Annotated in this window: 14 protein-coding genes; 2 read left to right on the top strand and 12 right to left on the bottom strand. The window is 69.0% G+C overall.

Annotation, left to right across the window (positions count from 1 at the left end):
• Positions 1 to 22: 22 nt before the first annotated feature.
• The 6 genes from AC5Y4S_RS02875 to AC5Y4S_RS02850 form a co-directional block, all read right to left on the bottom strand.
• The gene (locus tag AC5Y4S_RS02875; RefSeq protein ID WP_500032081.1) at positions 23 to 1,141 is read right to left on the bottom strand and encodes a 4Fe-4S dicluster domain-containing protein; all 1,119 of its coding nucleotides are present in this window, start codon (positions 1,139 to 1,141) and stop codon (positions 23 to 25) included.
• An 8-nt stretch (positions 1,142 to 1,149) separates the two neighbouring features.
• Positions 1,150 to 2,127 carry an Acg family FMN-binding oxidoreductase gene (locus tag AC5Y4S_RS02870; protein WP_500029555.1) on the bottom strand — a complete coding sequence of 326 codons (978 nt, stop codon included), beginning with the start codon at positions 2,125 to 2,127 and terminating at the stop codon, positions 1,150 to 1,152.
• Positions 2,128 to 2,254: 127 nt separating this feature from the next.
• Complete coding sequence (locus AC5Y4S_RS02865) at positions 2,255 to 2,479, bottom strand: Rv2628 protein family (protein ID WP_500029554.1); 225 nt, start codon at positions 2,477 to 2,479, stop codon at positions 2,255 to 2,257.
• A 98-nt stretch (positions 2,480 to 2,577) separates the two neighbouring features.
• Positions 2,578 to 3,732, bottom strand: coding sequence for a cation:proton antiporter (locus tag AC5Y4S_RS02860; RefSeq protein ID WP_500029550.1), 1,155 nt, complete (start codon positions 3,730 to 3,732; stop codon positions 2,578 to 2,580).
• A 103-nt stretch (positions 3,733 to 3,835) separates the two neighbouring features.
• Positions 3,836 to 4,774, bottom strand: a complete 939-nt coding sequence (gene phoU, locus AC5Y4S_RS02855) for a phosphate signaling complex protein PhoU (RefSeq protein WP_500029547.1) — start codon at positions 4,772 to 4,774, stop codon at positions 3,836 to 3,838.
• Positions 4,775 to 4,877: 103 nt separating this feature from the next.
• Positions 4,878 to 5,315, bottom strand: a complete 438-nt coding sequence (locus AC5Y4S_RS02850; protein WP_500029543.1) for a cupin domain-containing protein — start codon at positions 5,313 to 5,315, stop codon at positions 4,878 to 4,880.
• 132 nt (positions 5,316 to 5,447) lie between these two features.
• Here AC5Y4S_RS02850 and AC5Y4S_RS02845 point away from each other — a divergent pair, with 132 nt between their 5' ends.
• Both AC5Y4S_RS02845 and AC5Y4S_RS02840 read left to right on the top strand, forming a co-directional pair.
• On the top strand, positions 5,448 to 5,837 hold the full coding sequence (locus tag AC5Y4S_RS02845) for a heme-binding protein (RefSeq protein WP_500029541.1): 390 nt from the start codon (positions 5,448 to 5,450) through the stop codon (positions 5,835 to 5,837).
• Positions 5,838 to 5,851: 14 nt separating this feature from the next.
• Positions 5,852 to 6,142: a hypothetical protein gene (locus AC5Y4S_RS02840; protein WP_500029540.1), complete on the top strand. Its 291-nt coding sequence runs from the start codon at positions 5,852 to 5,854 to the stop codon at positions 6,140 to 6,142.
• A gap of 14 nt (positions 6,143 to 6,156) precedes the next feature.
• Here AC5Y4S_RS02840 and AC5Y4S_RS02835 read toward each other — a convergent pair whose 3' ends face one another.
• The 6 genes from AC5Y4S_RS02835 to AC5Y4S_RS02810 form a co-directional block, all read right to left on the bottom strand.
• Entirely contained in the window at positions 6,157 to 8,376 is a 2,220-nt protein-coding gene (locus tag AC5Y4S_RS02835) for an acyltransferase family protein (protein ID WP_500029538.1), read from the bottom strand.
• A 75-nt stretch (positions 8,377 to 8,451) separates the two neighbouring features.
• Positions 8,452 to 8,934: a MarR family winged helix-turn-helix transcriptional regulator gene (locus tag AC5Y4S_RS02830; RefSeq protein ID WP_500029536.1), complete on the bottom strand. Its 483-nt coding sequence runs from the start codon at positions 8,932 to 8,934 to the stop codon at positions 8,452 to 8,454.
• A 64-nt stretch (positions 8,935 to 8,998) separates the two neighbouring features.
• The gene (locus AC5Y4S_RS02825) at positions 8,999 to 9,940 is read right to left on the bottom strand and encodes an NADP-dependent oxidoreductase (protein ID WP_500029535.1); all 942 of its coding nucleotides are present in this window, start codon (positions 9,938 to 9,940) and stop codon (positions 8,999 to 9,001) included.
• 119 nt (positions 9,941 to 10,059) lie between these two features.
• The gene (locus AC5Y4S_RS02820) at positions 10,060 to 10,443 is read right to left on the bottom strand and encodes a DUF4267 domain-containing protein (protein WP_500029534.1); all 384 of its coding nucleotides are present in this window, start codon (positions 10,441 to 10,443) and stop codon (positions 10,060 to 10,062) included.
• Between the two features lie 19 nt (positions 10,444 to 10,462).
• Complete coding sequence (locus tag AC5Y4S_RS02815) at positions 10,463 to 10,774, bottom strand: NIPSNAP family protein (protein WP_500029533.1); 312 nt, start codon at positions 10,772 to 10,774, stop codon at positions 10,463 to 10,465.
• Between the two features lie 33 nt (positions 10,775 to 10,807).
• Complete coding sequence (locus tag AC5Y4S_RS02810; RefSeq protein WP_500029532.1) at positions 10,808 to 11,284, bottom strand: DUF1772 domain-containing protein; 477 nt, start codon at positions 11,282 to 11,284, stop codon at positions 10,808 to 10,810.
• Positions 11,285 to 11,316: the final 32 nt, after the last annotated feature.

Here is an 11,316-nt window from a genome sequence, read left to right as displayed (position 1 = left end):
CGGCTCGCGCCGTTCAGTCCGTTCAGTCACTGCCGGCCATCTTGTTCATCTCCGCGGTGATGTCGATGCCGGTGGGGCACCAGGCGATGCACCGACCGCAGCCGACGCAGCCCGACGTGCCGAACTGGTCGTGCCAGGTGCTCAGCTTGTGGGTCAGCCAATGCCGGTAGCGCGACGCCCCGGACTGGCGCACGCTGCCGCCGCCGTGGACGTAGGTGAAGTCGAACTCGAAGCACGACGCCCAGTGCCGCCAGCGCTCGGCGTGCTCGCCGGTGAGGTCGCTGACGTCCTCTGTGGTGGTGCAAAAGCAGGTCGGGCACACCATCGTGCAGTTGCCACACGTCAGGCAGCGGCTGGCCACCTCGTCCCATTGCGGTGATTCCCGCGACGCGATCAGCAGCTCCCGCAGGTCCGTGTCCGGCATCCGGCGGCCCATGTGATGGGCCGCCTCCTCGACATCGGCACGCGCGGAAGCGATTTCGTCATCGCCGGCGGCCCGGTGCGCCACGGCCGCAAGCACGTCGGCGCCTTCCTCGCTGCCGACGTCGACCACGTACCACGGCGCGTCTCCGTCGAGACGCTCCGTCAGGGCCAGGTCGTAGCCCGGCCCGGCCGCGGGGCCGGTGCCCATCGACGCACAGAAGCACAGCCCGCCCGGCTCCGTGCAGTTCACCGCGACCACAAAGGCCCGTCGCCGCCGGCCGACGAAGGAGTTGTCCGGATACTGGGAGCGGCCGAGCACCCCGTCGAGGGTCGCGATCGCCGCCAGGTCGCACCCGCGCACACCGAGGAACGCGTAGCGGGGCGCTTGCTCTTCGGGGTCGTCGCCACCGTCCCGGGTGCCGGCCCACAATCGCTGCCGCGGCGGGTGCAGGAATTGCTTCCACGACTGCGGCCCGGCCGAGTGCCCGAACGCGGCGGCGTCGTCGCGGCGGTGCACCCGATAATGCCCGGGAGAGACATCCACACCCCAGCCGCGCGGCAGCTCGTCCGCGGACTGCAGCTCCGCCAGCACGATCGCGTTGTCCCGCAACGTCGGACCGACCACGCGGTAGCCCCGCTCGATCAGCACCTCGACCAGCCGGTGCAGCCCGGCCGCGTCGAACGACGCGACCCGATGTTGTTCGCCCTCTCCGTTCACGGGCACACTTACTCGTTCGCCCACGCGACGAAATCGGTCAACTCGCGCCGGGGCGTCGCGGGCAGCGGGTCGGCGTTGATGGGCGCCCACCCGACCCGAAGCAGCATTTGCGGGTAGTTGCCACCGCCGAAGACGCCCGAGCGAACCCGCTCGCGGGTGTCGGCGATCTCCAGGGGTTCGGTGACCGGGCAGCTGGCCAATCCCATAGACGTCGCGGTCAGGAGTACGACGCTGGTGGCCTCGCCGGCCCGCAGCCGCGCCAGCCGGTCGTCGGCCCGCGTGCCCAGCGCAAGCACGACGGCGTTGTCCTCCGCGGAGGACGATTCGGGCGCCTGCGGCAGCGTGGGGCCGGCGAAGAACCGCCCGGGTATTTTCGCCGCGGGGTCCGAGGCCGGCGTGCTGTGCGCGGGGACGCCCGCCACCGACGCGTAGCGCCCACTCCACGCCGTCAGCTCGGCGAGGTAGTCGCGATTGAAGTGCTCCGCAACGGATTCGGCGACGATCTCGTTCAGCTTGTCGAGGTCCTCGACCTGGCACAGCGTCACGCCATTGCGGGCGGCCCGCGCGGCCATCAGCGCGATGTCGCCCATCGGCACGGGCCAGGAGCTGTAGTGGCGACGGTCGGTGCGGCGCCGCGGTATCGCCGCGGCGAGCGCGATGTCGACGGCGTCGGCCGGGTACGGCGACAACTCGATCGCGGCAAGGTGATTGGGGTCGTCCGGATTCGGCAACCGGGTCACCTTGGACAGCCAACCGACGGCGGCGAACGCGACGACGCAGTGATGCAGCGCGGTGCCGCAGCTCAAGATCAGGTCCCGGCCGTCCGGGTCGGTGTTGGGCAGCTGGCGTTCGGCGTCCGCGTACAGGTGCAGGCTGGCGTCGTCGACCCGCCACCGCCACGGTTGCGTGTTATGCACCGAGGGTGCGCGGCCCGCCAGGGTCAGGACAGTCCGGACGGTGCCGGCATCCGGAAAGCGCGCGTTCATCGCTGTGGTTCCCTTCGGTAACGCTTCGTCACGTCAACCATCGCGTAATCACGTGGGACGATGCGAGAGCAGGACGGCACTTGGCAAAAGGACTTTGGGCCAATTGCGGAGCTCGACACGACAAGTCCTAGGCCGCGATGACGGCGACGTAGACGGACAGCTGGTCGCCGACCGTGCGGGCCGCCGCCCAATCGCCGACGCGGACCGCCCGTTCGAGGTCGTCCGCCAGCGGGCTGTCCGCGCCCAGCTCGGCGAGCCACGCCGACACCACGTGGGCGATCTCGTGACCGGGCACCGCGACGGTGCGACCCTCGTGCAGGCGATCGGAGACGCGGTACAAACGATTCCTCATGGCAGCCCCCTAGATCGGCCTAAGGTTTCATCCGACCACTGCGCTGCGTGGGCCCGTAGGGCCAAACGGACCCGGCTGGGAGTGCTTCGGTCCCTTCATCAGCCGGGGCGTTGTGCGGCCGGCCTGCCGCGCGCCGCTAGCGCGCCCGCGAGCGACGTGCCGGCGATGGTCAGCAAGGCGCCGAACATCAACGCCGAGGCTTCGCCCACGACGAGAAGGTGTTCCTCAGTGCCAATGGTGGCGGCCGCCACCGGCACGCCCAGCTGCGCGGCGGACAGCGCCGCCAACGTCAGCGGCTGGCCGAGCAGCCGTCCCACGCAATGCGCCAGCACGGCACCCAGCCCGAGGCCGAGCCCCAGCAGGATGAGCTTCGGGTGCGCGCCCAGCTCGCGCACCTGTAGCGAGGCGCCCAGCCAGACGAAGAACAGCGGGCTGAAAAACCCCTCGGTGATACCGAAAAGCTGGCGCGCCAGCCGTCGCGGCTCGCCGACCATGGCGATCACCAGACCCAACGCGAAGCCCGCCAGCATGATCGACACGTGGGTGCTGGACGCCAGCGCCGCCAGGGCGAACAGCACGACCAGGTTGGTGCGCAATTCCAGTGCGAAGCGCCGCTTTTCGGAGTACTTGTGCAGGCGCTGCCGCCAACCCTTGCGGTCGGCCGCGCGCAGGACGACGAACAGCAGTACCGCGCAGGCCGCCACCGCAAGCGCACCGAGCGCCGCGATCGGGGCCCGCCGCAGGTCAATTACCAACGGCAGCAATACAATACCGGCGGTGTCGGCGATGGCGATCTGCACCGTCACCGACAGCACGTCGGGCCCCTGCAGCCGCAGCGAATCGATCACCGGCAGCGCCAGCGCCGCCGACGAGGACGCCATCAGCACCGCGTAGAGCGCGGCGTGCCCGGTGCCGAACGCCTCCCCCAGCCCGACGCCGAGGACCGCCGCCGCGGCGCCGACCAAGACCGCGCGCAGCAGCGCCCGCGGCGCCGCCGCACGCAGCTGTGGGTCACGGACGGGAACATGGGTGCCCACGACGAACATCACCAGCGCGAAGCCGATGTTCGCCAGCAACTGAAGGGTCGGGTTGGTGTCGTCGATGAGGCCGAATCCGGTCTTGCCGAAGATAAGTCCCGCCAGCAGCTCGCCGATGACCACCGGAATGCGCAGGTGCGGCACCGACGCCAGCAGCGGGCCGGCGAAGCCGATCGCCGCCAGCAACGCCAGCGTGTGGAAGCCGAACCCGTGCACGTCAACGGCCCTTCCGCGCGGTCAGCACCAAGTCATTCTGCATCCCGGTCCTCGGCCGGCACGCAAATGACGCCCGGAGAGTCCCGCGACGGCCTTTTCCGCCCTAGGCGGGAAACTCGTCGCTGACCGGCCATCCGCACATCTCGAGACGCCGCTTGACGCGTTCGACCTCCTCGGGCGCGGGCATTTGGTCCGTAATTTTGCTGATCATGACCCGGATAGCCGTGGCGTCCACGGGCACGTCGCCGTGCTCGACGAGCTCATGTGCGATCTGCATGACCTCAAGATCGGACAGACGCCGACGTAGGAACGCCAGCAACGGAAAGGTGTCGGTCGCCGGAATCCCCGCGGGGTAGCCGGCGCGCAGGAACCCCACAATTCGTGCGATGACCTCGGAAACAGACATCGGCTCTCCTCGGGCCTGGAATACAACTCGGCGCCCGATCTCGACGGCGTGATCGGCGAAGCGTTCGTAGTACCGGCCGAGCAGGGTGACGTCGACCGTGGCGGCCACGCCGTGGTTCCACGGTCTGTCAATCATCAAGGTGAACAGCTGGCGGTGCAGCTCGTCCATCACGTCGTCGTCGTGCCGCATTCGCGCAGCGGCGACCGGGTCTCGGGATCGCACGACTTGTCCGGCGCTGGTGCTGAGATCGATGGCGATGCGACCCATTTCGGCGAAGTGACCGATCGCCTCTTCGGGCAGTGCGCACGCGGGGTAACGACGGCGTGCGATATCCGCCACGTGCGATGCCAAAGCACCCATGCGCTCGGCATCAGCGATGTTCTTGAGGTCGCCGATGACCACTCGAAGCTCACCGGCCACCGGGGCCTGGAGCGCCAACAGCGCCAACGCCTTCCGTTGGGCGGAGACACCGTGCCGGATGATGTTGTCGTGGTCGTTAAGGACACATCCGGCGAGCGACACATCGGCGTGCAGCACCGCGTGCGTGGCACGCTGCATCGCACCAGCGGCCCGCGCGCACATGTCGGCGACGGAGGCTGTCAGAGCCTCCAATTGACGATGGAATGCGGTGCGCATGTGCGCCCACACTAAGGCGGCTGTTTCTGCGCGACAACGACTTTGGCTCCTGACAGCGCTCGTTGCCAAAACTCCGGCCGCAGTCGGGACGCGCCGAACGTGCTCATTCGAAGTCGCAGCCGGGGTTCGGTGCGCCGTCGGAGGTGGGCGCTCCGGCCGGGTCGATGTAGGTCACGTCGAGGATCAGCGGCGTCGTTCCCAGGTTGCGGGCGAGGTGCACGTGGTCTGGGCCGGTGGGGTCGGTGATCGCGGCCCCGGGGCCGTAGACGCCGTCCTGCTGACAGTCCGACCCGTAGTGGGTCAACACGCCGGACTTGATGACGCCGTAAATCTCGCCTTGGTGCGTGTGCCAGCCGGTGCTTCCGTTTGGTGCGACCGTGATCTCGCTGACGATGTAATCCTTGCCGTCGACGGTTTGCTTCGACAAGGTCACCGCGCTGACCCCGATCGGCGGCGTCGCGTGTGCCGTCGCGGGCATCACGATGGCCGTCGCCAACGCCGCTGACACCAATCCGGCGATCCGCGCGCGCAAATGGTTCACTGCATCCCTTCCTGTCGGCGCATTGGACATTAACTGAATCTGGCCCCGACGAGGCCGGCCTTGCCAGCTCGCGCCCCTTCCGGAACCGACCACGCTGGCAGAAGATGAGCTATGCGCAGGAAGGAGCCCGCTATGTTTCGCCCAATCTCCATTCGGCGCCGGCTGATCGTCGGTGCGATCGGCGCCGGCGCGGTCGCCGGCACGCTATTGGCCACCGCGGGGGCCGCCGCGGCCGATCCGCCACCCCGGCCGGCCAACTGCACGGCCGCCGACATTGCCGGTGTCGCAGCGAGTGTCGCCGCGTCGCTGTCGACGTACCTGTTCACGCACCCGGACGTGAACGGGTTCTACACCGGCCTTCAGGACCAGCCCAAGGACCAGATCCGCGACAACGTGCAGAACTACTTCAACGCCAACCCCCAAGAGCAGGCCGACCTGGAGAACATCCGTCAGCCGCTGGCCGACGCCAGGCAGCGCTGCCAATGGACGCCGTTGCTCGGCGACAGCGGCGCCACCCCCTAGCGAAGGAGATCGCGATGAAACTGTGGGCGCGGTCGTGGACCGCCGCGGGGGTCACTGTGTTGGCCCTCACGGCGATCCCGGAAATCTATGCGGTCGTGCAACCCCCCGGCGTGGCCAACGCCGACGTCTGCGCGAGCGTCGGTCGGCGCGTTTCGGTGAGCGGGTGCACCAACGTCGCCGACACGGTCAACACCTACGCCCCCCCGCCGGGCGACTACGCGCCTCTGCCACAAGACTTTCCGCCACCGAACGTGAGCGTGTGCGCCGGTGTCGGCCGGCGAGTCCATGTGAGCGGCTGCGCGTAGACGCAGTGTGGGCGTCAGCCCCCGGCGAGCGCGCGGTCGGCCAACGCTGCGATGGCCGGCGCCAACAGCCGGGAGTATTCGAGCGTCAGGTGCCCCGCGTCGACGTAGACCAGGGTGTTGCCGACGACGACCGGGCAGCGCTTCAGGGTGCAGAACAGTTCGGAGAGGTCCGCGTATTGCCCGCCGCCGGCTTTGACGGCCGCGGCCTCGGCGGCCATGCCGGGTCGGTCGAACGCGTATGACATGGGCGGCGAGCATGCCGTCGCGTCCTCGAGGTGCTCGGACAGGCAGCCCGGCACCGAGGTGGTGAGGTGCGGGAGCGGCCCGAGCACCAGCACCTTGGCGCCGGTCTCGCGCAGTTGACGCACCAGGCGGGTCAGGCCGTCGTTCCAGGCCGGGTCGTACGACGTGAAGCCCGAGCGGAATCCGTTGCTGTGGGTGGCGGTGTACCCGCGGAACACGCTCACCATGACAAGCGCGGGGTGCTCGGCGCGCAGCCGGTCCATGATTTGGCCGCGCCACCGCCCGCAGCGCTGGATGTATTCAACCAGCGGACTGACAAGTGGGTTGGCGAGCGGCAAGTCCATCATCGGGCAGGCCGCCTTGGCCATGGCTTCGAGTCGCCAGGGCCGCTGCGTGCCGATCTGCTGGAAGGCCGGAATCCACATCGACGAATGCGAATCGCCGACCATGGCCACCGTCGTCTTGGAGTTGGTGTCACCCATCGCGCACTCGGGCTGCCCGGCTTGCAGCGGTGCGCGCAGGCAGCCGTTGAACAACATGGCCCCGATTTCGCCCGCCGCATCGCCGATGGACGGCTTCAGGTTCGACGGCACGGCCTTCACCTCGGCCGATGCCGCGACCGCGGCCTGCACCTGCGAGAACACGTTCTGCACCGCCGCGTCGTAGGCGTCGAGGTTGGTCCCCGTCGGGACGGGCCCGGCGGTGATGGTCAGCGGCGCCGCCTGCGCGCCGCGCGCGACCGCGACGGGCATCGGCAGCGAAGACACCCACATCAGCAACGCCACACTCACACACGCCGCCGCCGACGTGGCGAACCCGCCGACCGCCAGGCTTTTCGCCGGTGACTTGCGCAGGACAGCGGCGTATCGCAACGGGTTCTCGATGAAACGCAGGGTGAGCCAGCCCAGCCCGCCGGAGACGACGACCGCGGCCACGAACCTGCCGGCCAGGCCCAGCGGATGGCCGACGATGATCGGCGCGAACACCAGCACCGGCCAGTGCCACAGGTACCACGAGTAGGACAGCCGCCCGATCGCCCGCATCGGGGACCAGCCCAGGATCCGCCCCGCGCCCTGGTTCGGTGTCGAACAGCCGGCGCCGAGCACCAGCGCGGTGCCCAGGACGGGCAACAACGCGGCGGTGCCCGGATAGGGCACGTCCGGGGTCAAGAAAACGCAAGCCCACAGGACCACGGCCGTTCCGACCCATCCCGTGATCACCGCGGCTCGCGCCGGAAGCCGGCTCCAGTACTCGGCCGTCAGGGCCACCAAAGCGCCGACGGCCAGCTGCCATGCCCTGGTGAAGAGCGAAAAGTACGCCGCGAGCGGCATCACGTAGGTGATCAGCAGCGACAGCGCGAAAGACACGGTCGCGATCACCGTCACGAGCGCCAGGTACGGCCTCTTCGACACGGGTGCGTCGGTCTTCTCGCGTCGGCGCGTGCGCCGGATCAGCCACGCCGTGCCGACGATCAAAGGCGGCCACAACAGGTAGAACTGTTCCTCCACGCCCAACGTCCAGTAGTGCTGGAACGGCGAGGGCGTGCCGCCGGCGAAATAGTCGACCTGTTGGACGATGAACCAGAAGTTCGGAACGTACAACGCGCAGGCGATGGCGTCCTTCAGGGCGCCTTGGGCCTGCACGACGGGCAGCAAGACGGCCGCGGCGATCGCGGTGATGACGCCCACCGTCGCCGATACGGGCAGCAGTCGGCGGGCCCGGGCCCCATAGAACTTGCGCAGTCCGATGGTGCCGGTGGTGCTCACCTGGCGCCAGAGCTGCCCGGTGATGACGAAGCCCGATATTTCGAAGAAGATGTCGGGGCCGACGAAGCCGCCGCTGACGCCGGGCATCGAGATGTGAAAGCCCAGGATGGCCAACAGCGTGAAGCCGCGCAAGCCCTCGATGTCGTCGCGGAATCCGGTCTCCCCCGGCCGCTGAGCCTGCACCCGTTCGACGGGGCGAACGGCGTCGGCCTCGCGCGTGGTCACCGGCCTATGGTCCCAGAGGCGCTCGGGCTTGGGACGGAAATGGCCGGGGAGAAACCTGTGAGGTCATTTCCCCTGCTAGCGGCGACGCCGCGGGGCGGCGGAGCGCGGTGGCCGAGCACGCATGTGGTCGCGGGCGCGGCTCATCATGTCACCCAGGGTGCGCACATCGCGATCGGACAGCGAGCCGAACAGCAGGTCGCGCACGACCTCGATATGGCCGGGCAGGACGGCGGCGACCCGGGCCCGGCCCGCCTCGGTGATGCTGACGACCGTGGCGCGCTGGTCGTCGGGCGAACCCGCGCGCGTGATCAGGCCTTCCTTTTCCAGCAGTCCGGCCTGATGAGTCAGGCCGGAGCGGCTGTACACCACCCCGTCGGCCAGGTCGGTCATGGTGAGGGGGCGTTCGGCGTCGGCAAGTTTGGCCAGGATTTCGAACTGCACGTAACTGAGGCCCCCGTCGGCCTGTAACTGCTCCCGCACGGCGTACTGCAGCAAGCTGACCGCCTCCATCAGCGCGAAGTAGGTCTGCAGCTGGACCGGGTTGAGGGCCTTGACCACGCCTCGAGCGTAATGCTTCGACATCGAAGTTCCACCCGCTCGAGGCGTGGCTCAGTGGCCCGAACTACTCGGCGGGGATGAGGAGGGTCTTGCCGTGCAGGCGGCCCGAGTCCGAGTCCTCGTGCACCGCCGCGGCCTGCTCGAGCGGGCGGCGGTCGGCGACCTCGATGCGCAGTTGCCCGTCGTCGACGCGGCGGACCAGACCGCCCAGCTGGGCGGCGTCACTGCGGACGAAGACCCGCTGTGTGCGCACCCCGCGGCCCGAGTTCTGCGGCCCGAAAACCATTGTGCCGACATGGAATCCACCGTCGGCGACCACGCCGATCAGGGCTTCGGTCTGCTCGTCGGTGGTGCTGATGAGGTTCAGCACCACGTCGAACGGTGCGCCCTCGACGTCGATCGGCGAGCGGGTGTAGTCGATGTAGTCGACGATCCGGTCCGCACCGAGGCCGCGCAGCCGCTCGGCGTCGCGGGCCTTGGCGGTCGCGGTGACGACGGCTCCGGCCTGCTTGGCCAACTGAACGGCGTAGCCGCCGACCGCACCGGAGGCGCCGTTGATCAGAACCGACTGACCATCGGCCAGCCCGGCGATCTCGAACAGGGCCTGCCACGCGGTCAGCGCGGGTTCCGGCAGCGCCGCCGCATCGGCCAACGGCACCGACGCCGGGGCGGCGGCCAGCGATTCGGCCGGCACGACGGCGAACTCGGCGGCAGCGCCGTCGGCGTCCAGCGGCAGAAAGGCAACCACGGCGTCGCCCACGTTCCAGCCCGTCACGCCCTCGCCGATCTCGGCGATGGTCCCCGCCACGTCGACGCCGGGGATGTGCGGGAAGTCGATCTTGTACACCTCGGCCAGGTAGCCGCCGCGGATGCCGGCATCCACCGGATTGAACGAGGTGGCGGCGACCTGCACCAGCACCTGCGACGGGCCGGGCACCGGGCGCGGGGCCTCCTCGACTCGCAGAACGTCGCTACCGCCGTACTCGTGGTACCGCACTGCCTTCATGATGTCCCTCCTTGGCTAGTTGCTTCGAGTTCGAAGCAGTTACGCCGCGTACAACTCGCTTCGATGTCGAAGCAATTCCCGGGCGTTAGTGAGCGTCGTCATACCGCCCGAGGCCGGGCTCAGGAGACGAGCAGCAGGGCGGTGGTGACGAGCATGACGGCGGCGGTGACGCCGTGGACTCCGTAGGCGATCGACTTCGAGCCGCCGTTGCGCAGCACGATCGCCGCGTCGGCGAGCGGAATGATGGTGGCGGCCAATATCGCCCAGCCGACCAGATGGGTCGCGCCGGCGACCATCAGGACGATGACGACCAGTCCCGAGGCGATGTCGCGCACGCCCTTGACGCCCAGGTAGGCGCCGACGCCCGGTTGGTCCGGGTCGGGTAGCACGCCGTAGCCGGCGGCGGCGACGCGCGGTGCGACGAGGAAGCGCGCGCCGATGAAGATGATGCCGGCGGCGAGGAGCCCGGCGAGGACGTAGCCGATGGTGGTGGTGATGGTCATGTCGAGCACTCCTAGTTCGTCAGTGAATTGGTGAAAACGATGTCGGATCGAGCAATCTCGTCTGAACGTCGACGATGTTCTCGACGTCGAAGCCGGCCATGTCGGCGGCGAATTCCGGGCTGGCCATGATGCGCCGCGTCAGTTCGTCCGGGTCTGCGTCCGTCGGGTAGCCGATCAGCGCGACGAGTCGATCGGCACCTTGCTCCGTCCAGACCCCGTGAGTGGTGACCCCGAACGCCTCGAAGGTCGGGAGGTGCCGCGCCCAGTGCACCGTCGCGTACTGCCGCAGCGCTTCGGGCGATCGCAGGGTGTAGATCCTGAGCTGAAACATCGAAACCTTGCTCCTCGCAGTGTGATTCGTCTACTAGATCATCAGCACCGCGCACAGGGCGGCCACGGCCAGACCCTGCAGCGACGCGCGAACGTTGATGATCGAATCCCATTTCTCTTGCAGCGCACGCCCGTTCGGCAGCGCCCGGCCTGCGTCGGCGGCCGCCGTCATTTGCCTGTTGATGGGTGCGCTTACCCGGGTGTAGAGCGCGAGCCAGATCACCAGCAGGATCAGCGCGGCGCCCGCCGCGAGCGCCTGCGGCCATTGCGCGCCGATCGCGGCCAGGACCGCGCTCGCCGCGGCGGCCACGATCCCGAGCACTCCGGGGAGCGGCATGCGCCCGTCCCCGTACCGGTGCACGCGGCCCATGACGGCGACCAGGGCCGCGTCGTCGACCGACGCCAGGGCCGGTCGCATCACCATCGCGCAGAACACGTCGGTGCCGTAGACCACCGCGGTGCCCAGCACCGCGATCAGTGCGGCGGCCCGGGTGACGTCGTGCAGAACCATGTCGTACTCCCCTCGTCCGTAGGTGTTAGCAA

This window comes from Mycobacterium sp. NGS64 (assembly GCF_059812245.1).
Note: the sequence above shows the minus strand (reverse complement) of the source record. Positions and strands in the feature narration are given on the sequence as shown.